At 71.5% G+C, this 25,744-nt stretch carries 29 protein-coding genes and 1 tRNA gene; 13 read left to right on the top strand and 17 right to left on the bottom strand.

The window, feature by feature from the left end:
* The first annotated feature begins 35 nt into the window (after positions 1-35).
* The 4 genes from IO20_RS0111550 to IO20_RS0111535 are packed head-to-tail and all read left to right on the top strand — an operon-like array spanning position 36 to position 2,432.
* A complete protein-coding gene (locus tag IO20_RS0111550; RefSeq protein WP_030549454.1) occupies positions 36-713 on the top strand; it encodes an AIM24 family protein in 678 nt (225 codons plus the stop codon).
* Complete coding sequence (locus IO20_RS40955) at positions 710-1,585, top strand: ATP-binding cassette domain-containing protein (RefSeq protein ID WP_030549455.1); 876 nt, start codon at positions 710-712, stop codon at positions 1,583-1,585. Before IO20_RS0111550 ends, IO20_RS40955 begins: the two co-directional genes overlap by 4 nt.
* Positions 1,582-2,232, top strand: coding sequence for a hypothetical protein (locus IO20_RS40950; protein ID WP_030549457.1), 651 nt, complete (start codon positions 1,582-1,584; stop codon positions 2,230-2,232). Before IO20_RS40955 ends, IO20_RS40950 begins: the two co-directional genes overlap by 4 nt.
* Before the next feature lie 14 nt (positions 2,233-2,246).
* Positions 2,247-2,432 carry a hypothetical protein gene (locus tag IO20_RS0111535; RefSeq protein ID WP_030549459.1) on the top strand — a complete coding sequence of 62 codons (186 nt, stop codon included), beginning with the start codon at positions 2,247-2,249 and terminating at the stop codon, positions 2,430-2,432.
* 79 nt (positions 2,433-2,511) lie between these two features.
* Here the strand turns inward: IO20_RS0111535 and IO20_RS0111530 are convergent, their stop codons facing one another.
* Together IO20_RS0111530 and IO20_RS0111525 are read right to left on the bottom strand one after the other, a co-directional pair.
* Positions 2,512-3,378 (bottom strand): polysaccharide deacetylase family protein, encoded by an 867-nt coding sequence (locus tag IO20_RS0111530; protein WP_030549460.1) that lies wholly within the window; start codon positions 3,376-3,378, stop codon positions 2,512-2,514.
* 47 nt (positions 3,379-3,425) lie between these two features.
* Entirely contained in the window at positions 3,426-3,623 is a 198-nt protein-coding gene (locus IO20_RS0111525; protein ID WP_030549461.1) for a hypothetical protein, read from the bottom strand.
* A gap of 108 nt (positions 3,624-3,731) precedes the next feature.
* Between IO20_RS0111525 and IO20_RS0111520 the strand changes: the two genes are divergently transcribed.
* Positions 3,732-4,220 (top strand): hypothetical protein, encoded by a 489-nt coding sequence (locus tag IO20_RS0111520; RefSeq protein WP_030549462.1) that lies wholly within the window; start codon positions 3,732-3,734, stop codon positions 4,218-4,220.
* On the opposite strand, the gene IO20_RS0111515 is transcribed toward IO20_RS0111520, so the two are convergent.
* From IO20_RS0111515 to zapE, 5 genes are all read right to left on the bottom strand, one after another.
* Positions 4,206-5,096, bottom strand: coding sequence for a PPK2 family polyphosphate kinase (locus IO20_RS0111515; RefSeq protein WP_030549463.1), 891 nt, complete (start codon positions 5,094-5,096; stop codon positions 4,206-4,208). The two genes, IO20_RS0111520 and IO20_RS0111515, sit on opposite strands and share 15 nt — an antisense overlap.
* The gene (locus IO20_RS0111510; RefSeq protein ID WP_063761393.1) at positions 5,029-6,465 is read right to left on the bottom strand and encodes a nucleobase:cation symporter-2 family protein; all 1,437 of its coding nucleotides are present in this window, start codon (positions 6,463-6,465) and stop codon (positions 5,029-5,031) included. The genes IO20_RS0111515 and IO20_RS0111510 overlap by 68 nt, the downstream gene beginning before the upstream one ends.
* A gap of 137 nt (positions 6,466-6,602) precedes the next feature.
* Complete coding sequence (locus IO20_RS0111505; protein ID WP_030549465.1) at positions 6,603-7,964, bottom strand: alkaline phosphatase PhoX; 1,362 nt, start codon at positions 7,962-7,964, stop codon at positions 6,603-6,605.
* Between the two features lie 147 nt (positions 7,965-8,111).
* Positions 8,112-8,537, bottom strand: coding sequence for an OsmC family protein (locus IO20_RS0111500; RefSeq protein ID WP_030549466.1), 426 nt, complete (start codon positions 8,535-8,537; stop codon positions 8,112-8,114).
* A gap of 33 nt (positions 8,538-8,570) precedes the next feature.
* The gene (zapE, locus tag IO20_RS0111495; protein ID WP_030549468.1) at positions 8,571-9,656 is read right to left on the bottom strand and encodes a cell division protein ZapE; all 1,086 of its coding nucleotides are present in this window, start codon (positions 9,654-9,656) and stop codon (positions 8,571-8,573) included.
* 36 nt (positions 9,657-9,692) lie between these two features.
* Between zapE and IO20_RS0111490 the strand changes: the two genes are divergently transcribed.
* The 4 genes from IO20_RS0111490 to msrB all read left to right on the top strand — a co-directional run bounded on the left by IO20_RS0111490 (position 9,693) and on the right by msrB (position 13,054).
* Positions 9,693-10,472: a pyrimidine reductase family protein gene (locus tag IO20_RS0111490; RefSeq protein ID WP_030549469.1), complete on the top strand. Its 780-nt coding sequence runs from the start codon at positions 9,693-9,695 to the stop codon at positions 10,470-10,472.
* A 106-nt stretch (positions 10,473-10,578) separates the two neighbouring features.
* Positions 10,579-11,049 carry a hypothetical protein gene (locus IO20_RS0111485; RefSeq protein ID WP_063761394.1) on the top strand — a complete coding sequence of 157 codons (471 nt, stop codon included), beginning with the start codon at positions 10,579-10,581 and terminating at the stop codon, positions 11,047-11,049.
* Between the two features lie 186 nt (positions 11,050-11,235).
* Positions 11,236-12,636, top strand: a complete 1,401-nt coding sequence (gene murC / locus IO20_RS0111480; RefSeq protein ID WP_030549473.1) for a UDP-N-acetylmuramate--L-alanine ligase — start codon at positions 11,236-11,238, stop codon at positions 12,634-12,636.
* 10 nt (positions 12,637-12,646) lie between these two features.
* The gene (gene msrB, locus IO20_RS0111475) at positions 12,647-13,054 is read left to right on the top strand and encodes a peptide-methionine (R)-S-oxide reductase MsrB (protein ID WP_030549474.1); all 408 of its coding nucleotides are present in this window, start codon (positions 12,647-12,649) and stop codon (positions 13,052-13,054) included.
* An 18-nt stretch (positions 13,055-13,072) separates the two neighbouring features.
* Here msrB and IO20_RS0111470 read toward each other — a convergent pair whose 3' ends face one another.
* The 3 genes from IO20_RS0111470 to IO20_RS0111460 all read right to left on the bottom strand — a co-directional run bounded on the left by IO20_RS0111470 (position 13,073) and on the right by IO20_RS0111460 (position 14,937).
* Positions 13,073-13,267, bottom strand: a complete 195-nt coding sequence (locus IO20_RS0111470) for a hypothetical protein (protein ID WP_030549475.1) — start codon at positions 13,265-13,267, stop codon at positions 13,073-13,075.
* A gap of 163 nt (positions 13,268-13,430) precedes the next feature.
* Positions 13,431-13,503: transfer RNA gene (locus tag IO20_RS0111465), tRNA-Ser, on the bottom strand.
* Positions 13,504-13,563: 60 nt separating this feature from the next.
* Complete coding sequence (locus tag IO20_RS0111460; RefSeq protein ID WP_030549476.1) at positions 13,564-14,937, bottom strand: hypothetical protein; 1,374 nt, start codon at positions 14,935-14,937, stop codon at positions 13,564-13,566.
* 231 nt (positions 14,938-15,168) lie between these two features.
* On the opposite strand from IO20_RS0111460, the gene IO20_RS0111455 reads away from it, so the two are divergent.
* A complete protein-coding gene (locus IO20_RS0111455) occupies positions 15,169-16,068 on the top strand; it encodes a GNAT family N-acetyltransferase (protein ID WP_030549478.1) in 900 nt (299 codons plus the stop codon).
* Between the two features lie 114 nt (positions 16,069-16,182).
* Here IO20_RS0111455 and IO20_RS0111450 read toward each other — a convergent pair whose 3' ends face one another.
* The gene (locus IO20_RS0111450) at positions 16,183-16,398 is read right to left on the bottom strand and encodes a DUF6243 family protein (protein ID WP_030549479.1); all 216 of its coding nucleotides are present in this window, start codon (positions 16,396-16,398) and stop codon (positions 16,183-16,185) included.
* A gap of 108 nt (positions 16,399-16,506) precedes the next feature.
* Positions 16,507-16,965 carry a hypothetical protein gene (locus IO20_RS37540; protein ID WP_051874417.1) on the bottom strand — a complete coding sequence of 153 codons (459 nt, stop codon included), beginning with the start codon at positions 16,963-16,965 and terminating at the stop codon, positions 16,507-16,509.
* Positions 16,966-17,196: 231 nt separating this feature from the next.
* Here IO20_RS37540 and IO20_RS0111440 point away from each other — a divergent pair, with 231 nt between their 5' ends.
* On the top strand, positions 17,197-18,705 hold the full coding sequence (locus IO20_RS0111440; protein WP_030549482.1) for a DUF4246 domain-containing protein: 1,509 nt from the start codon (positions 17,197-17,199) through the stop codon (positions 18,703-18,705).
* A gap of 9 nt (positions 18,706-18,714) precedes the next feature.
* On the opposite strand, the gene IO20_RS42150 is transcribed toward IO20_RS0111440, so the two are convergent.
* From IO20_RS42150 to IO20_RS0111410, 5 genes are all read right to left on the bottom strand, one after another.
* On the bottom strand, positions 18,715-21,498 hold the full coding sequence (locus tag IO20_RS42150) for an MFS transporter (protein WP_051874418.1): 2,784 nt from the start codon (positions 21,496-21,498) through the stop codon (positions 18,715-18,717).
* A 306-nt stretch (positions 21,499-21,804) separates the two neighbouring features.
* The gene (locus IO20_RS0111430) at positions 21,805-22,590 is read right to left on the bottom strand and encodes an SDR family NAD(P)-dependent oxidoreductase (protein ID WP_030549484.1); all 786 of its coding nucleotides are present in this window, start codon (positions 22,588-22,590) and stop codon (positions 21,805-21,807) included.
* Between the two features lie 117 nt (positions 22,591-22,707).
* The gene (locus IO20_RS38420) at positions 22,708-23,418 is read right to left on the bottom strand and encodes a DUF4232 domain-containing protein (RefSeq protein ID WP_030549486.1); all 711 of its coding nucleotides are present in this window, start codon (positions 23,416-23,418) and stop codon (positions 22,708-22,710) included.
* Between the two features lie 139 nt (positions 23,419-23,557).
* Positions 23,558-23,797, bottom strand: coding sequence for a DUF397 domain-containing protein (locus IO20_RS0111415; protein WP_030549487.1), 240 nt, complete (start codon positions 23,795-23,797; stop codon positions 23,558-23,560).
* Entirely contained in the window at positions 23,794-24,639 is an 846-nt protein-coding gene (locus IO20_RS0111410; protein ID WP_030549489.1) for a helix-turn-helix domain-containing protein, read from the bottom strand. Before IO20_RS0111410 ends, IO20_RS0111415 begins: the two co-directional genes overlap by 4 nt.
* Before the next feature lie 152 nt (positions 24,640-24,791).
* On the opposite strand from IO20_RS0111410, the gene IO20_RS0111405 reads away from it, so the two are divergent.
* Together IO20_RS0111405 and IO20_RS0111400 are read left to right on the top strand one after the other, a co-directional pair.
* Positions 24,792-25,277, top strand: a complete 486-nt coding sequence (locus IO20_RS0111405) for an ATP-binding protein (protein ID WP_051874419.1) — start codon at positions 24,792-24,794, stop codon at positions 25,275-25,277.
* A 25-nt stretch (positions 25,278-25,302) separates the two neighbouring features.
* Positions 25,303-25,737, top strand: coding sequence for a VOC family protein (locus IO20_RS0111400; protein ID WP_030549492.1), 435 nt, complete (start codon positions 25,303-25,305; stop codon positions 25,735-25,737).
* Positions 25,738-25,744 lie beyond the last annotated feature (7 nt).

Here is a 25,744-nt window from a genome sequence, read left to right as displayed (position 1 = left end):
GTGGGAATCGTCCCTTCCGGGCCAGGATGCCCCCTATGAAGAGCGATCTTTTTGCCGGCGAGCACCTCGCGGAGGCCGCCACGTTCCCGGGCATGACCCTGCAGAACTCCAAGTCGGTCAAGTACACGGTCAACGGCGAGATGCACGCCCGGCAGGGCTCGATGATCGCCTTCCGCGGCGACCTGCAGTTCGAGCGCAAGGGCCAGGGCATCGGCGGCCTGCTCAAGCGGGCCGTGACCGGCGAGGGCCTGGCGCTGATGGCCGTGCGCGGCCAGGGCGAGGCGTGGTTCGCGCACGAGGCGCAGAACTGCTTCATCGTCGAGATCGAGCAGGGCGACGCGTTCTCGGTCAACGGCCGCAACGTGCTCTGCTTCGACGCCACCCTCCACTACGAGATCAAGACGGTGAAGGGCGCCGGCATGACCGGCGGAGGCCTCTTCAACTCCGTCTTCTCCGGCTACGGGAACGTGGCGCTGATCTGCGAGGGCAGCCCGATCGTCATCCCCGTCACCCCGCATGCCCCGGTCTTCGTCGACACGGACGCCGTCGTCGGCTGGAGCGAGCAGCTGCACACCTCGCTGCACCGCTCGCAGTCGATCGGCTCCATGATCCGCGGCGGTTCGGGCGAGGCGGTGCAGCTGAAGCTGGAGGGCCAGGGCTTCGTCGTCGTCCGCCCGAGCGAGCTCACCCCGCAGAAGAACACGTCCAGTTGAGGCTGGAGCACGTCGGGCGGCGGCACGGCCTCCGGGGGCCGTGGGTCCTGCGTGCGGTCGCCCTCGACCTGCCCGCCGGGACCCTCGTGCGGATCCTCGGCACCAACGGCACCGGAAAGTCCACCCTGCTCCGGCTCGTCGCGGGCGTCGACGCGCCCACCGAGGGCCGTGTCACGGACCGCCCGGCCCGCACCGCGTACGTCCCCGAACGCTTCCCGGTCGCCCTGCCGTTCACGGCCGGCGACTACCTGGTCCACCTGGGACGGGTCCAGGGCCTCGACCGGGCCGCCGCGCGGGCCGGGGCGGGGGAGTGGCTGGAGCGCTTCGGGGCCGCCGAGCACGCCCGTACGGACATGGCGGAGCTCTCCAAGGGCACCAGCCAGAAGGTCGCCGTGGCCCAGGCACTCCTCGCCGACCCCGACCTGCTCGTCCTCGACGAGGCTTGGACGGGCCTCGACGCGGGGGCGCGCGCGGAGCTGGACGCGGCGGTCCGCGAACGCCGTGCGGCGGGCGCGACGGTCGTCTTCGTCGATCACGACCCACGGCGGCTCGCGGGCGAGGCGGACGCGGTGTACGAGGTGGCGTCGGGGCGGGTGCGGGAGAAGGCGCCGCCGGAGAGGGCGCGTGCGGGGGCGCCGGCGGAGGCGTACGAGGAGGCCACGCCCGGCCCCCGTGTCCGGATCGCCGTCTCCGGGGGCCGCGGGCCCCTGCCCGGCCGGCTGCCCGGGACCCCCGTCGTCACCGCGCCGGGACCCGGCGACACCACGACCGTCCTCACCGTGGACGCCGCCCACTCCGACGCCCTCCTGGCGGCGCTGCTCGCCGCCTCCTGGCACATCGACCACCTCACCACCGAAGGCGTACGGGTATGACGGCGCTGCTGCGCTACCAGACGGGCCTGCTGCTCCGCTCGCAGCGGTGGCTGGCACCGCTGCTCCTGTACGCGGCCGTGCTCGGGGTCGGCGTCACCATGGGAGAGCCGGTGCTCGGCGCCCTCGGCGTCACCGCGGCCGCCCTGCTCCCGGTGACCGCCTGGTCCGTACGGATCTGCCTGACGCACGAGCCGTCCGCCGCCCGGAGCGTGGTCGCGGCGGCCGCCGGCCGGGGCCGGGCGCATCTCGCCGCGCTGCTCACCGGCACCGGCCTGTCCGCGCTCGTCGGTGGGGTCGCCGTCCTCGTGGTGACGGCGTTCTCCGACCGGCGCGGGGTCACGGCGCTCGCCGCCTCGACCTCCGGTCTCCTCGCGGCACTGGCCTGCGCGTTGACGGGCGCCGCCGTCGGCGCGCTGGCCTCCCGGCCGTTCGTCCCGGCGCCCGGCTGGTCGCTCGCGGCCCTCGTCCTCGGCTCGCTGCTGGCCCTCGTGACCACCGGTTCCCCGGCGAAGCACGCGGTGACGGCCCTGATCACCGGCGCCCGCACGGTGACGGCGACCCCGCCGTGGCTCGCCTGTGCGGCCGCCGTGGTCCTCGCGGCGGCGGTGGCGCTGTGCGCCTGCCGGGCCTCGGCGCGCCTGGAGTGAGTACGCTCGAAGGCATGAGCGAGTCCACGTTCTCCTGTGTCCCCGAGCCCGCCCCGAGGCCCGAACCCGCTGCCGAGGGACCGTTCGCCGCGTGCGTCCTGTGCCAGGAGCCGACCGAGTACCCGGAGTCGACGAAGGGCATCACCCTGTGCCCGGTCTGCGAGTGGCGGGAGGCCGAGCGGACGGCCTGCTCCGGGTGAGAAGCGCCGACGGCTGGCCGGCCGCTTGCCGGCCGCTCGTCTGCCGGAGGTCACCCCCGGGCCGCTGGGCAGCCGCTCATCAGCTGCTCATCAGCTCCGAGACCTTCACGAAGCGGTAGCCGCGGGCCCGCAGCTCCGGGACGATGCGGCGGATCGCCTGCTCGGTGACCGGGGCGGCGCTGCGCGTGCAGTGCATGACGACGAGGGAGCCGGGCTTCACCCCGTCGAGGACCTGCTCGGCGACCGCGTCCGGGTCCTTCGCGAAGGCGTCTCCGCTGACCACGTCCCACTGGACCGCCGTCACCCCGGCCGGGCCGAGCGCGCGGAGGGCGGCGTCGTCGTAGCAGCCGCCGGGGAAGCGGAAGTACGGGACGACGTTGACGGCCCCGGCGTCGCGGAAGGCGTCGAAGGCGCGCTGCACGTCGGCCGTCATGTCGGGACCGGGGACGGTCGGCAGGCCGTAGCAGGGGGACGCGAAGGCGTAGTGGCTGTAGGAGTGGTTCGCGATCTCGAAGCGCGGATCGCCTCCGATGGACCTGGCCTGGTCGGGGTACTCCTCTGCCCAGCGGCCCGTCATGAACACGGTCGCGTCCACCTGGAGCCGGCGCAGGGTGGCGATGAGCTGCGGATTGTCGAAGCGTTCGCCCCGCGCGGCCCGGGGGCCCTGGTCGGCCGTCATGTCGGCGTCGAAGGTGAGGGCGACGACCTTCTCGGCGCTCTTCGGCGAGTCAGCCGCCCGGCGCGCGTACACGGGGGTGAGCCCGCCGGGTCCCGGCGCCATGGTGGGTGGCGCCGCGGGCGCGCGCGCGGGCTTCGGACCGGCCGCCGCCGCGCTCGGCCGGGCCGACGGGCTCGCGGCGGCGGCGGGCTCCTTCGAAGGCGCGGTCTCCCCGGCTTGGCCGCCGCAACCGACGAGGACGGCGCCCAGAAGACCGAGCGCCGCCATCTTTCGTACAGAAGTGTTCACGATCGGAAGTTAACCGATCAAAGTGGCTAACGCTCGCGACTCGACAGCAGCAGCACCCGAGTCCACGCACTGAGCTGACGCACCATCGCCTGGGCATGCGCGGCACGCTCCCGGCGGAAGGGCAGGACGAGCAGCGCGGGCACGAAGGCGAGCGTCACGAGCAGCAGGGGCAGCGTCGCCACCAGAACGATCAGGGCGCGCCGCGCCCAGCGGAGAGTACGCACGGGGGTTCCTCGGGGCGGAACGCGGCCGTCGTCTTCTAGGGGCTGCGGGACGCCGGGACCCGTTCCGACTCCGAGGCCGACCGCGTCCTCGCCGAGGCGGTGCGCCGCGTGCGGAGCGACGCGGAGGCGGTCACCCTGGTGACGGCCGCACTTGCGGGCACGGCGACCCCGGCCCGTCTGACGCGGCTGGCGGAGCAGCTCGCCAACGGGAGCCGGCTCGACCGGTTCGGCCTGCGGGTCTCGATCGGGCTCGCGGAGGCGGGAAGGTTCGACGTGGCGGCGCTCGTCCTCGCCACAGCGGCCGGCCGCGCGCCCGACCGGCTGGGCGACAACATCGACGCCCTGCGGCTCGGCCGCGCTGTCAGGGAGCTCGACGACACCGGGATCGACGCCCTGTTCGATCTGGTGGCGTGGCTGGACGACACGACGGTGATGACGACCTTCACCGGCCGACTGGCCCACGCCGACGAGACGGCACTTCTCGACCGGCTGCTGACCACCCTGGTGAAGCACGGCAGGCTGGAGCTCCTCGACCTCCAGTGGTCCCCGACCCTGAAGCGCGCCGTCCGGGACTGGCGCCGCTCACGTCATCAGTAGCCGCCGCCTGCACTCGTCCACGTCGAAGTCCGCCGGGGGGTAGCGCGGGTCCAGCGCCTCCAGGTGTTCGAGCAGCAGCTCGCTGATCGCCCAGTTCCGGTACCACTTGCGGTCCGCCGGGACCAGGTACCACGGGGCCTCGTCCGTCGCGCAGCGGTCGAGCGCGATCTCGTACGCCTCCCGGTACGCCGGCCACGCCGCCCGCTCCTCGATGTCGCCCGGGCTGAACTTCCAGTGCTTCTCGGGGTTGTCCAGGCGTTCGAGGAGCCGGTTGCGCTGTTCCTCGTACGAGAGGTGCAGGAAGACCTTGACGACCGTCACGCCGTCCTCGGCGAGGGACTTCTCGAAGCGGTTGATCTCGTCGTACCGGCGGTCGAGCCGCTCGCGCGGGACGAGGTCGCGGACGCGTGCGATGAGGACGTCCTCGTAGTGCGAGCGGTCGAAGATGCCGATCTCGCCCGGCTCGGGGAGCGCCTTCTCGATCCTCCAGAGGAAGGGGTGGGCCCGTTCCTCCGGAGTCGGCGCCTTGAAGGCGCGCACCCGGCAGCCGGAGGGGTTGAGGAAGCCGATGACGTGCTTGACCGTGCCGCCCTTGCCGCTGGTGTCCATGCCCTGGAGGACCAGCAGCAGCCGTCGCCGGTCGCCCGCCGTGCTCGACGCGTACAGGCGTTCCTGGAGGGCCGCGAGGCGCGGCCCCAGGGCTGCGGTGGCGGCCAGGCCGGCCGCCTTGTCGGCGGGGCCGGCCGGGATCGCCGAGGCGTCGTACGCCGTGAGGTCGGGCCGTCGGCCCCCGGGGACGCGCAGCGCGTCACGCAGGGGTGTGTCCCGCCGGTTCCGCCGCCTCTTCGTCCGGTCGTCGTCCCGTTTCTCCGCCACCGCGTGGCCCTTCCGTCGTGTTCCCGGTGCTCCCCGTGCTCCCCGTGTTCCCCCGATCCTGCGACGGAACCGGGCCGCCCGCGAGCGCGCGCCGCCCCGGCGTGTGGTGGAAGAGGAGGTTCAGCAGGAAGGCGGCGAGGGCCGCGCTCGTGATGCCGCTGCCCAGGATGATGCGGGACCAGGCGGGGAAGCCGTCGTAGATCCCCTCCGCGACCTCCGGCAGCAGCCCGACGCCCAGCGCGACCGCCGCGATCGTCAGATGGTGTCCCTGGTCGAGGTCGACCCGGCGCAGCGTGTTCACGCCGACCATGGTGACCGTCGCGAAGAGGACGAGGCCCGCCGCGCCGACGACCGGGCCGGGGAGCGCGGCGACGACCGCGCCGAGGCGGGGGACGAGGCCGAGGACGACGAGGATGCCGCCGGCGACGGCGGTGACGTACCGGCTGGCGACCTTGGTGATGCCGATCAGGCCGACGTTCTGGGAGAAGACGGTGTCCATGAAGGAGTTCATGGCGCCGCCGAGGACGCCGGAGACGCCGTCCGCCGCCAGACCGCGCGCCAGGTCCTTGTCGGTGACCGGGCGGCCGGTGGCCTCGCCGACCGCGAGCATCGCGGCCGTCGACTCCGTGAAGATCACCAGCATCACCACGCACATCGCGATGACGGCGGTCGGCGGGAACTGCGGCGCCCCGAAGTGGAAGGGCGCGGCGAGGCCGATCCAGTCGGTGCCGGGGACCCGGGAGAAGTCCGTGAGGCCCATGGGCACGGCGGCGAGCGTGCCGAGCACCAGGGCGATCAGGATGCCGATCTGGCCGAGGAAGCCCCGGGCGAACCGGGTGAAGAGGACGATGAAGAGGAGGACGCCCGCGGCCAGGGCCAGCCGCTCGCCGGAGGCGTGGTCGGCGGCCTCGGGGTCGTTGCCGGTGATGAGTCCGGCCCCGACGCCGATCAGGGACAGTCCGACGACGGTGATGACCGTGCCGCTCACGAGCGGCGGGAAGAAGCGCGCGAGCCGGGCGAAGGGCACCGCCACGAGCAGTCCGAACAGTCCGGCCGCCAGCATCGAGCCGTACACGGCCGGCATGCCGTACTCCTGCTCGATCAGGATCATCGGGGTCACGCCCGCGAAGGTCGCGCCCGTGACGATCGGCAGCCGGATGCCGAGGACCTTCCCGACGCCGAGGCTCTGGATCAGGGTGACGAGCCCAGCGATCAGCAGGTCGGCGTTGATGAGGAGGGCGATGGCCGCCGGATCGAGGCCGGCGGCCGCGCCGAAGACGAGCGGGACGGTGACGCACCCGGTGTACATGATGAGCACGTGCTGCGCGCCGAGCGCGGCGAGCCGCCCGAACGGCGGTCTCCGATCCACAGGATGAAGGGTCACGAGCGCATTCACGCAAGCGTTCGTTTTCGGTGCGGGGCGGTCGCGCTACGAGCGCGTTACGCGCGCGACGCGCGTAGCGCGACCACCCGTCACCGGACCGGCTCGGCTCGACTCAGCTCAGCTCAGCACCAGGGTCCCGTCACCGCGAACGTCGTACCCGGGGTGTAGCAGTTCACGTACATCGTCCGCAGGTCGGGGGAGAAGGTGACGCCCGCGAACTCGCCCCACTCCGGGGCCTCCGGGGTGCCGATGTTCCGTGCGCCCCGGGCGACCGCGTACACCTCGCCCTTCCTGTTCACCCCGTAGACGTGCTGCGCCCCGTCGCCGTCCTCGCAGACCATCAGGCCCCCGGTCGGCGCCAGACAGATGTTGTCCGGTGACTCGCCCGGCAGCTGGATGTCGGTGCTCGGGCCGAAGACGACGACGAGGGTGAGGCGGCGCCGGTGCGGCTCGTACTTCCAGACCTGTCCGAAGTGGGTGGCGCCCGAGCCGTCCTTGACGCGTGCGAAGGAGGACACGAAGTACACGGCGTTCCCGCCCCAGTAGCAGCCCTCCAGCTTCTGCGCGTGGGTGATGCCCTTCGGCCCGAAGTCCTGGAGTCTGATGGGGGTTTCCACCGCCTGCGGATCCGGTACGGGGACCCATTCGACGCCCTCGAAGCGGGCGCCGGTCTCCTGGATCACCGAGAGGTCGGGCACGCCCGGCACCCGCATGGCCTCCAGGGCGCCGCCCGCGCGCAGCGAGCCGGTGCCGCCGAGCGGCCGCTCGGGGAGGAAGCGGTAGAAGAGGCCGAAGGGCTGCTGGAAGGCGTCCTCCGTCTCGTACACGATGCCGTTCGCCGGGTCGACGGCGATGGCCTCGTGCTGGAAGCGGCCCATCGCGGTGAGCGGGACGGCTCCGGTGCGGTGCGGGTCGGCGCCGTCGACCTCGAAGACGAAGCCGTGGTCCTTGGCGTAGCCGTTGGTGCCGGCCTTGTCCTCGGTCTCCTCGCAGGTGAGCCAGGTGCCCCACGGGGTGGGCCCGCCGGCGCAGTTGACGGCCGTACCGGCGATGCCGACGCGCTCGTCGAGGACGTTGTTCCGCCCGTCGAGCGTGAGCACCGTGCAACCGCCCTTGGCGGCCGGGTCGTACGTCAGACCGGGGACGGTCGGGACGCCGATCTTCCCGGTGACCCGGTTCTCGTGGTTGCGGACGAGGTGCGTCCTGCCGCGGCGGCCGGCGAAGGCGGCCATGCCGTCGGGATTGCTGGGGACGAGGCCCTCGCCGGAGCGGAGCGGTTCGCCCTGCCGGGAGAGGACCGTGTAGCGGAAACCCGCCGGGAGGTCGAGGAGTCCGGCCGGGTCGGGGACGAGGGGGCCGTAGCCGCCCCGGCTCCCTGCGGCGACGGCGCTGCCGGCGAAGAGTTCGGAGACGGCGCCGGTGAAGGCGATCCCGGCGGCGGCCGCGCCGGTGCGGGAGAGGATCTGACGTCGTGTCGCGGACATGAGGCAACCCACTTTTCCTGTTGGCGGACAGGTGTGTGCTGTGCTGTGACGTGTGACCCGCATGTGTGTATCACGCACTGTGGTGACACGTGAACCATGCGGGCCACAACGGCCTCATGTGGCGCGTGTTCTGACCTGGGGTCAGATTCAGACCAGTTCGGCGGTGAGGGTGATCGTCGTGCCCGTGAGCGCCTGGCTGACCGGGCAGTTCTTCTTCGCGTCCTCGGCGAGCGACTGGAACTGGTCCGCGTCCAGGCCCGGCACCTCGCCGCGCGTGGTCAGGTGGACGCCCGTGATGCCCTCGCCCGGCTGGAAGGTGACGTCGGCCTTGGTCTCCAGGCGGGTCGGCGGGTTGCCGGCCTTGGCCAGGATGTTGGAGAAGGCCATCGAGAAGCAGGAGGAGTGCGCGGCGGCGATGAGCTCCTCGGGGCTGGTCTTCCCGTTCGGCTCCTCCGTGCGGGCCGGCCAGGAGACGTCGTACGAGCCGAGACCGGAGGAGTCGAGGGTGACGACCCCGGAACCCTTGAGGAGGTCGCCCTGCCAGACGGTGTGTGCGTGGCGCACGGTGGCCATGGTGGATCCCTTTCGATCGGGTACGGCCCCAAGTTACTGCGCCACGAGGCTCTTCGCGTCGCGGGCGAGCGCGGTGAGCCGGGAGATCGCCCGGAAGTACTTCTTCCGGTAGCCGCCGTTCAGCATCTCGTCGCTGAACAGCCTGTCGAAGGGGAGACCGGAGGCGAGGACGGGTATCTCGCGGTCGTAGAGCCGGTCGGCGAGGACGACGAGCCGCAGCGCCGTCGACTGGTCGGGGACCGGCCGCACGTCGGTGAGGCAGACGGCGCTGAGGTCGTCGGTGAGCGCGCCGTACCTGCTCGGGTGGACCCTGGCCAGGTGTTCGAGCAGGTGCGGGAAGTCGTCGAGCGAGGCGCCCGGCGTCGCGTACGCGGTCTCCGTGACGATCTGGTCGGAGTACGGGGCCGGGGCCTCGGGCAGGCCGCGGTGGCGGTAGTCCTCGCCGTCGATCCGCAGCGGCATGAAGTGGGCCGAGAGGCCCTGGATCTCGCGGAGGAAGTCGGCGGCGGCGAAGCGGCCCTCGCCGAGCTTGCCCGGGAGGGTGTTGGAGGTCGCGGCGAGCGCCACGCCGGATTCGACGAGCTTGCCGAGCAGGCTGGAGACGAGGACCGTGTCGCCCGGGTCGTCGAGCTCGAACTCGTCGATGCAGAGGAGACGGTGCTCGCCGAGCGTCTTCACCGTCTGCTGGAAGCCGAGCGCGCCGACCAGGTTGGTCAGCTCGACGAAGGTGCCGAAGGCCTTGAGCGCGGGCTCGGCGGGGGTCGCGTGCCAGAGCGAGGCCAGGAGGTGGGTCTTGCCGACGCCGTAGCCGCCGTCCAGGTAGACCCCGCGCGGGCCGGTCGGGGCGGCCGGCTTCCTGGCGAACCAGCGGCGCTTCCCCGCGCCGGTGGCGTGCGCTCCGCCCAGGCCCTCGGCGAACTGGCTCAGCGCCTTGACGGCGTCCGTCTGGCTGGGCTGGCGGGGGTCCGGGAGGTACGTGTCGAACCGTACGGAGTCGAAGCGCGGCGGCGGCACCATCTCCGCGACGAGGCGGTCGGCGGGGACGTGGGGCTCTCGGGAGCACAGCGAGAGCGGGGCCGCTGAGGCGGAAGCGGCTTCGGTGAGGGCACGGGTCGACACAGTTCCCCACTGTAAGCGCCATGTCAGACTGCCAGGATGCGACGCCTGCTCCCTGTGACGGACATGACAGCCCACGAGACCGAGGCAGGGGGCGAGGACTGGTCCCTCGATCGGCTCGCCGACGCCTACGCCTATCCCGAGCTGCCCGCCGGGGCCACCTGGCTGCGGGCCAACATGGTCTCGTCCCTCGACGGGGCCGGTCAGCACGACGGCCGCTCCCAGCCGCTCTCCTCCGACGCGGACATGCGGATCTTCGGCACCCTGCGGGGTCTGGCCGATGTCGTCGTGGTCGGTGCGGAAACGGTACGCCTGGAGGGTTACCGTCCGGCACGCGCGCGTGAGGCCTTCGCCGCCCGCCGCGCCGCCGCGGGGCAGGGCCCGGCGCCGGCCATCGCCGTGGTGAGCGCCTCGCTCGACCTGGACTTCTCGCTTCCGCTCTTCACCGGGCCCCTGGTGCCGACCCTGATCCTCACGGGGGCCGCCGCGCCCGCCGAGCGGGTACGGGCGGCCAGGGACGCGGGCGCCGAGGTGCTGGTCGCGGGCGACGGGGCGGGCGTGGAGCCGGCCCGGGCGAAGGAGGTGCTCGCGGAGCGCGGGCTGCGGCGGCAGCTGACCGAGGGCGGCCCCCGGCTGCTCGGCCAGTTCGTGGCCGCGGGAGTCCTCGACGAGCTGTGTCTGACCCTCTCGCCGACGATGACGGCGGGTGACGCCCAGCGGATCGCCGGGGGCCCTTCGGTGGCCGTCCCGACACGCTTCCAGGTGGCTTCTCTGCTGGAGCAGGACGGGTTCCTCTTCACCCGCTACCGTCGGATCTGACAATCGGCGGAATTTGTCGTTCCGCTTACCGTCCGCTGGGCACACTTACTGTCGCAGACCCCGTGCGGGCACGGGGAAGGATGGTTTCCGCAGAAGGGCTCCTGAGGTGTTCACAAGCGTTCTGATGATCGAGAAGCCCCTGACGTCCGTCGACGTGGAGTTCGTCACCACGCTGCACGGCGACGAGGGCGTGTCGTTCATCGTTCTGATGCAGCCGCGTGGTGACCAGGCCGATGTACTGCTGCGTGCCATCGACGACGTGGCCATGGGCGAACTGAAGGAAGCCGCCCGCGAGGGCGACGAACCGGAGGGCAAGGAGGCCCGGATCCCCGCCGAGCAGGCCCTGGAGCACTCGCTCCAGGCCCTGAGAGACGCCGGCTGTGAAGCGGTCGGGCAGGTCGTCGAGGACCACCCGCTCAACAAGATGAAGGCGGTGGTCGACGAATCGGAGGCGGACGAGGTGATCGTGCTCACCGCTCCGCACTACGTGGAGGAGTTCTTCCACCGGGACTGGGCCTCCCGGGCCCGCCACAAGGTCGGGGTCCCCGTCCTGAAGCTCTTCGCCCACAGCGAGTAACGGGCGGGCCGGGTCCGCGCCCCGTGCAGGGGGCGCGGACCCGGCGGACCCGATGCGCCCCGGGCCGCACCACGGCAGCCACTAGGCTGGGGGCTTCCACGCTTCATGCGGGCATGCACACGCACGACCGCACGACCCGCATGAGACGTGTGTCCACGCACGAAACGCACCCGGGGAGAGATCCGCATGGCACCCGCCATCCCTACCGCCATGGAACGGCCGCACTTCATCGGCATCGGCGGTGCCGGAATGTCGGGCATCGCGAAGATCCTCGCCCAGCGCGGCGCCAAGGTCGCAGGCAGCGACGCCAAGGAGTCCGCGACCGCCGAGTCGCTGCGCGCCCTCGGCGCCACGGTGCACATCGGCCACGCCGCCGAGCACCTCGCCGACGACGCCTCGGCCGTCGTCGTCTCCAGCGCCATCCGCGCCGACAACCCCGAGCTGGCGCGCGCCGCCGAACTCGGCATCCCCGTCGTCCACCGCTCGGACGCGCTGGCCTCCCTCATGGACGGACTGCGCGCCATCGCCGTCGCCGGCACGCACGGCAAGACGACGACCACCTCCATGCTGGCCGTCGCCCTCACCGAACTGGGCCTCGACCCCTCGTACGCCATCGGCGGCGACCTCGCGGGCCCCGGCACCAACGCCCTCCACGGCGCGGGCGAGGTCTTCGTCGCCGAGGCCGACGAGAGCGACCGCAGCTTCCAGAAGTACGACCCCGAGGTCGCGATCGTTCTCAACGTCGAGCTGGACCACCACGCGAACTACGCCTCCATGGACGAGATCTACGAGTCCTTCGAGGCCTTCACCGCCAAGATCCGCCCCGGCGGCACCCTGGTCGTCGGCGAGCACGCGGGCGCCCGCGAGCTCGCCCGCCGGGTCGCGGACCGCGAGGGCCTGGAGATCGTCACGGTCGGCGAGACCGAGGACTCCGACGCCCGCATCCTCAAGATCGTCCCCAACGGGATGAAGAGCGAGGTGACGGTCGCCCTCGACGGCGTCGAGCACACCTTCACCGTCTCCGTCCCCGGCCGCCACTACGCCCACAACGCCGCCGCGGCCCTCGCCGCGGGCGCCCGCGTCGGCATCGACCCGGCCGAGCTGGCCCAGGCCCTCACCGCCTACACCGGCGTCGGCCGCCGCCTGCAGCTCAAGGGCGAGGCCAAGGGCGTCCAGGTCATCGACTCGTACGCGCACCACCCCACCGAGATGACCGCCGACCTGGAGGCCATGCGGGGCGCAGCCGGAGCCTCCCGGCTCCTCGTCGTCTTCCAGCCGCACCTCTTCTCCCGCACCCAGGAGCTGGGCAAGGAGATGGGCGACGCGCTGGCCCTCGCCGACGCGTCCGTCGTCCTCGACATCTACCCGGCCCGTGAGGACCCGATCCCCGGCATCACCAGCGAGCTGATCATCGCCGCCGCGCGGACGGCGGGCGCCGACGTGACGGCCGTGTCCTCCGCCGACGCGGCCACGGTGCCGCAGGTCGTGGCGGGAATGGCCGGCCCCGGCGATCTCGTTCTCACGATGGGCGCGGGAGACGTCACGGACCTTGGTCCGAAGATCCTCGCCCACATCGAGGCGAACTGAGGAGCGAACGATGTCGTACGAGGTCGAGAAGCCGGACGAGCAGTGGCGCGCCGAGCTGACCCCGGCGGAGTACCAGGTCCTGCGCCAGGCCGGCACCGAGCCCGCCTTCCGCGGTGAGTACACCGACACGAAGACCAAGGGCGTCTACTCCTGCCGGGCCTGCGGCGCGGAGCTGTTCACGTCGAACGAGAAGTTCGAGTCCCACTGCGGCTGGCCGTCCTTCTTCGACCCGAAGGACAGCTCCGCCGTCGAACTGATCGAGGACCGCTCCCACGGCATGCTCCGCACCGAGGTCCGCTGCTCCCGCTGCGGCTCGCACCTCGGCCACGTCTTCGAGGGCGAGGGCTACCCCACCCCGACGGACCAGCGGTACTGCATCAACTCGATCTCGCTGCGGCTGGAGCCGCAGGAGAACTGAGGGCGACGGGCGGGGAGCCTACGCTTCCCCGCCCGTACCCCCGCCGACAGCCACGGCCTCGGGTCGCACCCGGGGGAGCCCCCAGGGTTGAAGGGCGCCGGAGATCAGGTCCGCCGTGAACTGGACCGCTCCGGCGTCGTAGTGCCACCAGTCCCCGTTGTGGGAGCCGACGGTGACCTTCCACTCCTCGGGCCGTACCCCTGCGCAGCGCACGCAGCCCGGGCACGGCATCCTCCAGAGCCGCGAGCGCCTCATAGGGATCACCCGGCCGCACCACGGGCGCCTGCACACCCATCTCGTCACCGTTCACGGGTGCAGCGTCACACGACGGTGCTGCACGTCAGGAGGCGGGCGAAGAAGCCGCGAAAGGCAGCGGCGACAAGGGCAGGATTCGAACCTACGTCCACCCGGAGATCGAGCCGGGCGCTCCTCCGCAGAGCTTCCTTGGCGCCGTCGTGATTCTCCGACGGCCGTGTCGTCCCGGGCAATCGATTTATCCGGCGGGTCCCTCACAGCCATTCGGCCGCCGCGGCCCGCTGTCCCTTCCCCGAGAACACGCCCGCGGACCGCAGCGCGCTCGCCATCAGCGGGTCGGCCACCGCCACGCCGTGCACCAGTTCCGGTGTACGGCGGAACCCGACGGCCTCCGCCGTCGGCCGCGGCGCCGTCCAGCCGCCCGCCACCGGATCCACGCCGTACCGCTTGCAGACCGACGCGACCAGCGAGCGCGGGCACTCCGCCTCCCCGCGCAGGACCTCCCACGGCCGGGGCAGGTCCGACCACACGTACGTGTCGGGGTGCAGACCCCCGCCGCTCCTGCGGTGCCAGTACGCCACGTCCGCCGCCATCAGCCGCGGCACCTTGCCCGGACACACCCGGTCCAGGACCTCCTGCTGGCCCAGCTCGGTCATCAGGGCGAACCAGTGGGCCCGGGCGGTGCTCCAGGCCTGCGCCGCCTGGTTCCAGGTCGACGAGTCGTCGCCGCGCCGCACGATCATGCTCGCGGCCTCGATGGAGGAGCGGTTCCAGGCGTCTTCGAGCAGCTCGGCGACCTCGCGCAGGAACCGGTTCCAGCGGACGAGGAGCCGGACCAGCTCGTCGTCCGAGAGGTGCCCGAGGACCTCGGCCGTCGGATGCACGTGCGCCACCGCGTACCAGTTCGTCCGTTCCTCCGCCGCGCGCAGCCGCTGGAAGAGCGCGTCCGCGACCTCGTCGTACGGCCGGCGCTGCCTGCCGTTCGTGAAGACGCTCCGCATGTGCGCGCGGGCGGTGAGATACGCGACGAAGGCCGCCGTGTCAGGGTCCTCGGCGAACAGCTCGTACGGCAGGGCGTGCGCGAGCGCGCCCTTTCCGGTGACGACGACCTCGTACCGGCGCTGCTCGTGGAGGAGCCGGGCCAGCTTGGCCTCCATCCGCCGCAGCAGCCGGAACCGCTTGTTGTACTGGCGCTTGGAGAGGTCACCGATGCCGGCCTCGGCCCGCTCCTCCCGGTTCAGCCGGTCGAGACCGAAGTCGTTCTCGCCGTACTGCCGCCGGATCTCCTCGCCGGCCCGCCGGATCACCGCCTCGATTTCTGCGGGGTCCTCGCCCGCCGCCTCGGGGAGGTCGGGCACGGTGGCGAACAGGCTCGCGGCCCGCCCGAGCTGGCGTTGCGCGCCGACGGGCCGCGCGAAGTCCTCCAGCATGGAGGTGTACCCGTGCCACGTCCGGCTCAGCGAGTGCGCGGCGGCCTTCTCGAGCGCGGCCGCGGTCGCCGCGTCGGGCGTGATCCCACGGGCGGTGTACAGGTCCTGGATCAGCTGGGCGGTGTCCTCGGGGCGCTTGCGGAGCCGGAGCGAGGCGTACAACTGGCGCAGTGGTTCCTCCATGGGGTGCGACGGCATGCGCCTCACCCTGGCAGCACGCCGGCGGCGGCTCCATCGATTAACCCGAAACCCGTGGACGGGCCCGCGGAAGATCACCTACTGTGTGGCTCCACGCCCTGAGACGGATGGAAGGAGGCGAGTGCCGTGCGGTTCACACCTTTCCAGCGCTCCCTTTTCCGCTGTCCCGGCGTGCTTCGCGAGTTCTGACCGGGGGCGCTTCCAGCAGCAGCCTGTATCCCGGAGGAATCCATGACCGATCCGGTCATCCGCGCGCTCTCCGCGAGCGACGCCCATCTCTTCGACGCACTTCCCGACCCCCTGGGCGCCGGTGAAGGCCATCGGCGCACCCGGTTCCGCCCCGACTGGAAGCGCGTCGCCCTGCGCGACGGCGAGGTCGTCGCACGCGGCGCCTGGTGGGGCGGCCCCGACGACTCGGAGCCCGTCAACATCAACTGGTTCGACGTGGCCGAGGGCGAGGAGGAGGCCGGGGCCGTGCTCCTGCGCTCCGCCCCCTGGCAGGTCGAACTCGAGATCAACCTGCCCGGCGGCTGGCGGGAGCAGGCCGCGCAGCGCGCCGCCGCCGAGGCGCGCTTCGCCGCCGCGCGAGCCGCGGGGTACGAGCTCCTGGTGGAACGCTTCCTGTACCGCTGGACCCCGGAGCGCGGCCTGCCCGAGAGGCCCGGACGCCTGCGGTTCGGCGCCGAGGCCGACGACGGCGTCTTCTTCGACGCGCTGCGCCGCATCCACTCCGTCACCCTGGACGCCCACGCGCTCAGGGCCATCGAGGAGGGCGGCCTCGACAAGGCCGCCCAGGAGGAGCTCGACTTCTTCCACTGGTGCCCGTCCCCACGGGAGTGGTGGCAGACGGCGCACACGCCGGAGGGCGACCTCGTCGGCATCCACATCCCGGCCCACAACCCCTCGGGCCCGACCATCGGCTTCATCGGGGTCGTACCGGAACAGCGCGGTCGCGGTTACGCCTACGACCTCCTCGCGGAGTGCACCCACCGCCTGGTCGAGGAGGGCGCGGAGTTCGTCACCGCGGCGACGGACCAGGGCAACTTCCCCATGGCCGCGAACTTCGCCAGGGCCGGGTTCCCCGTCGTCAGGGAACGCCTCAACTTCCACCCGGCGGCCCGATCGGCCTGAATCGCATCGCTCTGACCGGTGCGGGATCACCCCCGTACGGCAGCAGGGCCCGGGCCGCGTGTCGCGGTCCGGGCCCTGCCCCGTACGGTGCCGCCGCCCTGCGGCGGCGGTGCGTCAGCTCTGTGCGGTGTCGTCGTCCGCCTGCCCGGCGCCCCCGGCAGCGGCCGCCTTCTCGCGCATCTTGCGCACCAGCTCCGCCTTCCGGTCGGCGGCGTTCTGGCGGTCGAGGTTGCGGTGCGGACCGTTGTTCTGCCGCTCGGCGCGGGACAGCTTCTTGCGCTGTCCGCCGCCCTGGCCCACGGGGTTGTTGATGTTCTTGCTGTCGGTCACGACAAAGACGTTACCCGGTCCCGCAAGCCCCACACGCCACCCCATTCGCCGCCCCGGCGCCGACGGCGCCTCCGGCGAGCGCCCGGGGGCAGCCGTGGCCGCTCCTCGTCAGGACTGGAACGAGTCGCGGTTGAAGACGATGAAGCCGTCTTCGGCCAGGCAGGGCGCGTTCATTCCGACGCCTTCCGTCCTCTTGTCGCCGGCCTCCCAGTGGCTTCCCGCCGCGACGATGCTGTCGCCTTCCGAGATGGTCCCGAAACCCGGGACGCTCACCCCGCGCCTTCCGTCGGAGAGTGTCGGCTCGGCGCCCTTGGGCCAGAGGGGAGACGCCGTGAACTTCTCGCCCGCGCGTTCGCCCGTGACGACCAGGCACGAGCCGTCCGGCGGGGAGGCCAGACGCCCCTTCAGCGTCATGCCGGGAGCCACCGACAGGTCATGGACGATGATCTTCGGGTCGGTTCCGATGGTGGAGATCTCCTCCGCGCCGCCGCCGGAAGCGCCCCCGCATCCGGACAGCGTCAGGATGCCCCACGCTGTGACCAGAGCCGCGATCTTCGTTGACTTCATGGAGCACCCTTCCGGAGTTGGGCGGTTCGGGCGCGTGTCGCCGCATCCATCACGCCGGGCGTCTCGCGCGCGGGACCGCCGCCTCGTCCCTGCCCCGCAACCCTCGCATCCCCCTCGTCCTCCCCGGCCTCCGACGGGCGGGAACCGGACACCGCGTGGACCCCGGACGCGGTGTCAGTCCGCTCCCGTAGTCTTCCCGCCACCGCACACCGACTGTGAGGATCAAGAGAATTGACCGGCCTGTCTGCCTTCCCGCTGCCGTTTCGCGCCACCCGTTCCATATCGCTCGCGACACCCCGGACGCTGCGGGAACTCGAGATGATCCAGTGCAGCTCTGTCATTCGGGCGAAGCCCGGGTGGTTCGACAAGATGAACGACGCCGACATCGTCGCCAGGTGGACGCAGGAGGCGGTCGCCCAGGGCCTCACCGAGGCGCAGGTCCGCTACGTGCTCGACGAACTCGTGCACTATGCCGGACTGCGTGACGGACGGACCGGCGTCGAGGTGTCCGCCGTCGACGGGGTGTGGCAGTCGGACTCGCTGGTCGACGACAAGCTCAGGTCCCGGCTGCGCGACGCGGTCCGGGTCCTGGAAGAGGTCCCCGAAGCGGAGCGGGACTGGCATCCCGGATCCGACGGCCAGGTGCTGGATCTGGTGCATCCCTCACTGTTCTGCCTGGTGAAGGGCGTGAGCGGGGTGTCCGACGAGGCGTGGAAGAACCCGACGGACCGCTACTCGGCGTACGAGTTCTCGGAGAAGTTCCAGTGGCTGCCCACGGACGTCGACGTCAGTGACGACGGCGACGTCGCCTTCCGCTCGTACGTCAACAACGTCCACCCCGAGGACCACCACGAACTGGCCGCCGTTCTCCCGGACTTGTTCGCGCGCATGCGTCCCCTGCTGGAGAACGTGCTCACCGATCTGCGCCATCCGCGGCCCGTGCGGATCGAGACCGATCCTTACGGGTGGTACGACTCGGAGCCGGAGGAGCCGGACGAAGACTCCTTCAGCGACGTCGACGCCTACGAGGAAGCCTTCAGCGCCTGGGAGGACGCCATGGACACGTGGTGGGAGGACCGCGTTCCGGTCATCCCGGACGCCCCGGCCTTCACCGCGCCCGAGCTGCCCGACGCGTCCGCCCGCGTCGACCTGCGCGGCCGCCGGCTCCAGGTCATCGTCAAGCTCGCCACCATCCATCTCACCCCGGAGGACCCCGAGTACCCGGGCGGTTCCTGGCACGTCGAGGGCATGGTGAACGAGCGGATCGTCTCGACCGGCCTCTACTACTACGACAGCGAGAACATCACCGAGAGCCTGCTGAGTTTCCGGACGGCCGTCGACGACCCGCGCTACGAGCAGAACGACGACAACGGCATGCGCGAGGTCTACGGCCTGGAGAACGAGGACGCGCTGAACCAGGTGCTGGGATCGGCAGCGACCCCGGAGGGCCGCTGCCTGGCCTTCCCGAACGTCCTGCAGCACCGCGTCGGCTCGTTCCGCCTCGCGGACCCCACCCGCCCGGGACACCGCAAGATCCTCGCGTTCTTCCTGGTCGACCCGTCGGAGACGATCGTCTCGACCTCCGACGTGCCGCCGCAGCAGCCCTGGTCCGACACCTCGACCATGACGCTCGAGCAGGCCAAGGAGTACCGCGAACAGCTCATGCAGGAACGCAAGTTCTTCGTCGACGAACACAACGAGCAGATCTACGAACGAGAGTTCTCCCTCTGCGAGCACTGAGCCGGACGGCTACTGATCCAGACGGAGTGCGAGGCCCTCGGCAGCATCGCTGCCCAGCGGGAACGGCATGTGGCCGATCAAGGGCCCGGCCACGACCGCGGCCCCGGTGACCGGCTCGAAGCCGTACCCGGCCATGAGGCGGCTCGCGACCGGATTGGGCGTCCCGGCGCCCTCGACGTGCCAGAGGGTCAGGTCCGTGCCGAGCTTCGTCATCGTGACGTTCTCGGACCGGAGCAGACGGCTGATCTCCTGGAGCAGCTCCAGCCCGCGGAGCTCCGCCGGTACGCGTGTGACGCGGCCGTCCTCCACGAGCAGCAGTCCGTTGTCCGCGGCGAGGCCTCGCTCCGTCGGCCTCGCCCTGACCGTCAGCCCTCCGATCAGCGCCGCGACCAGCAGGGACGCGGCCCCCAGCTCGAATCTGTACCCGGCCGCTCCGACGAGCAGCGCGAAACCGAGCTCGGCGCCCACGTGCTGGTTCACCATGACGAGACCGGCCCGTCCGCCCGTGTCCTGCGCGCCGATGCCGTCCATGACGGTCGAGTAGAGCACCGTGCCGGCCGTACCGAGACCGAGGCCGAGGCAGATCACGGTGGGGTAGGTGCCGGGGAGGGAGTCACCCGTGGCCAGCTGGATGAGCGGCCCGACCGCCGCGACGAGCAGACCCGACACCAGCAGGGCGCGCGGCCCGATCCGAGGCAGCAGCCCGGCGGCGACCGGCCAGGAGCCGACGAGGAACGAGGCGGTCAGCAGTACGAAGACCGCGACCGTGGGCACCGGTCCGACGTTGGCGTACAGGAGATCGACGAGGGGCGCGATCACGGTCGACAGGGCGAGCCCGATCATGAACAAGGTGAACGACGCGCCGAGACCGTCGCGGGTCCTGGTCGGGTAGGTCGGCAGGATCGAGCTCCGGGCCTTCGACTGCCACCGGGCGAAGGCTGCGATCAGGAGGATGCCGCACGCGAGGGACACGGACGGGAGGGGAGCTCCCCATCCGGCCGCCGCGGACTCCGCGAAGCCGAAGACGAGGGCAGCGACGCCGAACGCGCTCAACAGCGCGCCGAGCCCGTCGAAGCGGGTGGGAGTGCGGCGGCCGGACCGGTCACGGACCAGGGTGGCAGTGCCGATGAGGGCGATGAGAGCCAGCAGGACGGTGATGTACATGGACACGCGCCAGGAGAACAGCGCATAGGTGAGCGGCACGGTCAGCACGGAACCGCCGAGGCCGATCACGGTGTAGAGCCCGATGGCCTTCCTGCGTGCCCTCGGCTCGGTGAACTGGGCGGCGATGAGACCGAGGGAGGCCGGGGTGATCAGGGCGGCGAAGAGGCCCTTCAGGACCTGGCTCCAGACCAGTGCGGCGGGCCCGGGGGCCAACGCGCCGACCGCTGTGCTCACCGCGAAACCGGTCAGGCCGATGAGCAGGGTCGGCTTGCGGCCGATGAGGTCGGCGACGTGCCCGCCGACGAGCAGGAGCGCACCGAAGGCCAGGGCATAGCCGACGAACATCCACTGCTCGGAGAAGTGGTCCATGCCCACGTCGGCGCTGATCTCGTGCAGCAGATGGGGCAGTGTCGACGTCGACACGTCGAACAGCACGACCAGTTGCGCGAGCATGCCCATCGCAAGGCCCCACCCGCGCCTGCTACCAGGGCCCCCGTCAACGCCCGCCGTAGCGAAGGACGCGGGCGCCGGCCGGGGGCCGGGCAGCGGGGCCACCGGCGGTCCGAATCCCGCCGCGGGGGTGGAGTTCGCCGGGGCGGCCGTCGGAGCGTGCGGGTTCGGGGTGTACGGAGCCGGTGACGAAGCCGGCGGCAGGGGGTACGAGGTCGGCTGGGGCTGAGCGGCCGAGGAAGCGACCTGGACCCGTGGGTCCGGCTGCGCGCCCCGAGCCTGCGGGGCGAAGTCCAGCAACTCCGCCGCACGGCGCCCCAGGTGGGCCAGGACCGACCCGGGCAGCCACTCCTCGTCCCGGTCCGTGGCCGTGCGCTCGATCACCTGCGCGGGCGTGGGCCGCTTCGCCGGGTCCTTCTCCAGACACGCCCGGACGAGGGGGACGAGCGAATCGGGTACGCCGGTGAGGTCCGCCTCCTCTTCGGCGATCCGGAAGAGATGCGCGTTCAGCCCGGTGTCCGCGGCGCCGAAGAGAAGACGTCCGGTGGCGGCGTACACGAGGACCGCGCCCAGGCAGAAGACGTCGTTGGCCGGAGTGAGTTCGTGGCCCCGGACCTGCTCCGGAGACATGAAGCCGGGGGAGCCGATCAGCATGCCGGTGCGGGTGAGCAGACTGTCCCCGCCGATGCTGTCGAGTGCGCGGGCGATCCCGAAGTCGATGACCCGAGGGCCGTCGACGGTCACCAGCACGTTCGAGGGCTTCAGGTCGCGGTGGATCAAACCGGCCTCGTGCACCGCCCGCAGGGCGAGGGCGAGACGGTTGGCGAGGGTGTGGACCGAGTGCTCGGGCAGTGGACCGAACGTCTTGCCGACCACGGTGGTCAGGTCGGGGCCGGGTATGTACTGGGTCGCCACCCAGGGCACGGCCGCCTCGGTGTCCGCGTCCAGGACGGCAGCCGTCCAGTCGCCGCCCACCCGTCTGGCCGCGGCGACCTCGCGAGCGAACCGCTTGCGGAATTCGGGGTGCTGGGCGTGGTCGGCCTGCACGACCTTCACCGCGACGGTACGGCCGAGCTCGGACCGGCCCAGGTAGACCAGGCCCATCCCGCCCTCGCCGAGGCGGGCGATCAGACGGTACGGGCCGATGTGTGTGGGGTCCTGCTCCGTCAGCTGCTCCACGGTGAAGAGGTCAGCCCTTCACGTGAGGGCTCAGCCGGTGGCCGAACCCTGTGGTCAGTGCGGTTGCGGTCCCCAGGCCTTCTGCGGAGAAGTCGGGAGCGGCTGCGGGCGGCGTGGGTGGCCGCCCGGTGCGGATGCGCGCGGTCTCGTCCTCGGTCATGTGGCAATCCCCCGTCGATCGGCTGAGCGGATCCAACGTAGAGCAACTACCCGTGGCGCTGCCCTGGGTTGCCGGAAAGACCAGAAGTGACGGGGGCGGGTCGTGCCGTGCTCGCGCCCCCGGTCGGCAAGGTCGTGCGGCGGCCCTCAGTGGACGGAGAGGCCGCCGTCCACGAAGAGGGACTGGCCCGTGACGTACGCGGACGAGGTGCTCGCCAGGAAGACGGCCGCGCCCGCGAAGTCCTCGGCGAGGCCGTTGCGCCCCACCATCGTGCGGGCGGCCAGGGCCGCCACCTTGTCCGGGTCGGAGGACAGGCGCTGGTTGAGCGGCGTCATCACGAAACCCGGGACCAGGGTGTTGGCGGTGACGCCGTACGGCGACCAGGCCTCGGCCTGCGAACGGGCCAGGGACTCGAGCGCGCCCTTGGACACCCCGTACGCGCCGCTCTGCACGAACGCGCGGTGCGCCTGCTGCGAGGTGACGTGGATGATCCGGCCGAAGCCGCGCTCGGCCATCCCGGGGCCGAAACGCTGACCGAGGAGGAACGGCGCCTCCAGGTTCACGGTCATCGTCGTGTCCCAGACCTCCTCGCCGAGCTCGCCGAGCGGGGGGCGGAGGTTGACGCCGGCGGAGTTCACCAGGATGTCGGGCTCCCCGAAGACGGCCGCCGCCTCCTCCGCCCCCGCCCTGATCCCCGCGCGCGTACTCAGGTCCGCGCTGACCCAGGCGGCCCGGCACCCGTCGCCCGTCAGCTCGTCCACGGTCGCGACCAGCTCGGCCTCCTTGCGGGCCAGCACCACCAGCCTCGCTCCGGCGCGGGCCAGGGCCCCGGCGATGGCGCGCCCGATGCCGGAGCTGCCGCCGGTGACGAGGGCGGTGCGCCCTTCGAGGGAGAACAGGCCGGAGAGGTAGTCGCCGGGGGTGGTGCTCATGCGTGTGTCGCTCCTCGGGTCGTCGTACGGCACCGGCACCCCTCCGCGCGGGAAGGAGGGCCGGTACACGCATCCTGGCAGACGCCCTTCGCGGACCCGCCGACCCGACTACCTACGTCACCTGGCCTTGAACACGTACTTCTCGACCTCGCTGCGGTCGCGGTTCCAGAACGTGACCGACGGGTTGGGGCCGACGGTCACGAAATCGACCTCACCGGACAGGGACACGTCGACCGGCGAACCGTCGTTGTTGTTGTTCGGGTCGTGGTAGCCGAGGCCGAACGAGGTGTACGTCGTCGTCTTCTCGCCCCCGAGGAACAGCTTCACGCCCGCGTACGCCTTCTCCTTCGGCCCGATCACCGCGATGGCCGTCGGCTTCGACTCCATCGGGCCGAGAGGGCTGTCGTTGTCCTGGCCGAAGTAGACGAACGGGTAGTGGTACAGCGTGCAGGGCTTGTCGGTGACGTTGGTGGCCGTGATGAGCATGTGCTGACCGTTGTCCCTCGGCCAGTACGACGTGGCGATCGACAGGTCCGGGTCGGCGCAGGCCTTGGCGGTGCCGTCGCTGACGCTGCCGGAGCCGGTCGCGGTCGGGGTGCCGGGCGCCGTGGAGTCGCTCGCGGTCGGGGCCCCCGGCGCCGTCGAGTCGGTCGCACTCGGCGTGCCCGGCTTCGCGGAGCCGGTCGCGCTCGGCGTACCCGAGGGTTTCGTGCCCGTCGCCCCGTCGTCCGTGCCGCCGCCCGGCTGGCAGGCCGTGGACGAGAGGAGCGCGGCGACGGCCGTTGCTCCCAGGGCGTAGGTCTTCCAACTCTGCCGGGCAGCGCGCATGGTGATCCCCCGTGTACTTCACATGGCTTGAACGGTGTGGTTGACGAGCCGATTCTGCCCAGGCGTCGACACCATGTGCCGTTTCACTCCCGCTCGTTACGAACCGGGGACATGGAGGTGATGCTTCCTCTTCGCCGTGTCAGCGCAGCTGGTCGAGGAACTCCTTCCAGGCGACGGACGCCACGGCGAAGTTGGGGCCCTCCGGGACCTTGGAGTCGCGGACGTGAACGGTGGAGGGGCAGGCGGCGACCTCGACGCAGTCACCGCCGTCACCGCTGCTGTAGCTCGACTTGTGCCAGGCCAGGGCGACTTCGACGCAGTCGTCTCCGCTGCTGCCGCTGTAGCTGCTCTTGAACCAGGCCAGGTCTGTGGTGCTCATAGCGCTCCTCGGATCTCCCGCAACAGGCTCACGGAGTCCTCGACGGAGAGAGCCTGTGCTCGCATCCTGGCATATCGCTTCTGGAGGATGCTGACCACTTTGGGGTCGGGGATGAGGAGGCCGTTCTCCTGGCCCTCGCTGTAGGCGTACCACCTGTTCTCCGGGGTCTCCAGGAGACGCATGGGGCCGTCGAGGCCCGCGTGGTGGCCGCGTGTCTGCGGCATGATCTGGAGGTCGATGTTGCGCCGGGCGCAGATGTCGAGGATGTGGTCGATCTGGTCCCGCATGGCCTCCGGACCGCCCGTCTGACGGCGCAGGACATGCTCCTCGATGATGAAACTGAAGATCGTGTGGGGGCGATCCGTGAGCAGTTCCTTCCGCTCGGCGCGGGCGGCGATCCGTGTCTCCACCTCATCGTCGTCCAGTGCCGGGATCCGCTCGCCGAAGATCGTCCTCGCGTACTCCGGCGTCTGGAGCAAGCCCGGCACCAGGCGGTTCTCGTACGTGTACAGCGTCACCGCCTGGAGCTCCAGCCGCGCCCACTGGCGGAACCAGCTCGCGAGCCCCGGCTTCCGCGCCAAGTGTTTCGCCGCCGCCCGGATCACCCCGAACGCGTCGAGCACCTCCTCCGCCCGCTCCACGAAATCGGCGGAAGGTAAACGTCGGCCCTGTTCGATCGAGGCGATCGTCGGCACCGAGTAGCCGACCAGCGGCGCGAACTGTTCCTGCGTAAGGCCGGCCCTTTTCCGGAAGGTCTTGACCACCTCCCCGAACGCCCTCAGGCTGTCCGACGCCTCCGGTTCGTTTCCTCCCGGACCCTCGCCCGGCACCTCGTCCGTCACTCCGGCCACCTCCCGCACCCGTGCGCTCGTGTTGAACCGCACCCATGCTCACGGGTAGTGACCGGTACCGTCCAGAGTGTGAACCCGTACGCTGTCGCAGCGTACGAGTTTCTGACCTGGTAACTGGTGCCGTGCGGCGCCACATTGGCCCCATGACCTCCCCCGTGACCCGCGAAGCCGCCGTCACCGTACGTGTGTTCACCCAGCGCTTCAGCTCGACCCCGCGCGGCGCGCGACTCGCCCGCCGACTCGCTCTGCACCAACTCGACCGCTGGGGCGTTCCGTACGGCTCCGAGACCGCCGACACCGTCGGACAGCTCGTCGCCGAACTCGCCGCCAACGCCGTCACCCACGGACGGGTGCCCGGGCGCGACTTCGAGCTGAGGCTCTCGTACGACTCGGGGCAACGGCTCCGGGTCGACGTCTCCGACACCCGGGGCGAGCGGCGGCCGACCGCGCCGGCGGCGCCCCGCCCCCTCGACGAGGGCGGGCGCGGCCTGCTGCTCGTCGAGGCGCTGGCCTCGCGGTGGGCGGTGCTCGACCGTGTCCCGGTCGGGAAGACCGTACGGGCGGAACTCGACCTCACCGGCCCCTATGCCGGCCCCGATCGGAGCTGTGGAAATCCGGAGGCGTCCTAAGATCATCGCGCGATATGTTGGCGCGATGTCGTCCGTAAAGCAGTTCCAAGTCACCTTCGACTGTGCGAATCCCGAGCGTGTCGCTCGGTTCTGGTGCGAGGTCCTCGGGTACGTCGTACCGCCGCCGCCGGAGGGGTTCGCCACGTGGGCCGAGTACGACCTCTCGCTGCCGCCCGAGAGCCGGGGCGCGTGGTTCGCCTGCCAGGACCCCACGGGCGTGGGACCGCGCATGTACTTTCAGCGCGTTCCCGAGGGGAAGGTCGCCAAGAACCGGCTGCATCTCGACGTGCGGGTCGGTACCGGGCTCGTGGGTGAGGAGCGCCTCGCGACGCTGCAGGCGGAGTGCGACCGGCTGGTCGCGCTCGGCGCGGTGTGCACGAAGGTGCTGCTCGCCGACGAGGAGAACGAGTCCTGCATCAACATGCAGGACGTCGAGGGCAACGAGTTCTGCATCGACTGAGCGGGTG

This window comes from Streptomyces exfoliatus (assembly GCF_000725545.1).
In the GTDB taxonomy this organism is placed as follows: Bacteria; Actinomycetota; Actinomycetes; order Streptomycetales; family Streptomycetaceae; genus Streptomyces; species Streptomyces exfoliatus.
Note: the sequence above shows the minus strand (reverse complement) of the source record. Positions and strands in the feature narration are given on the sequence as shown.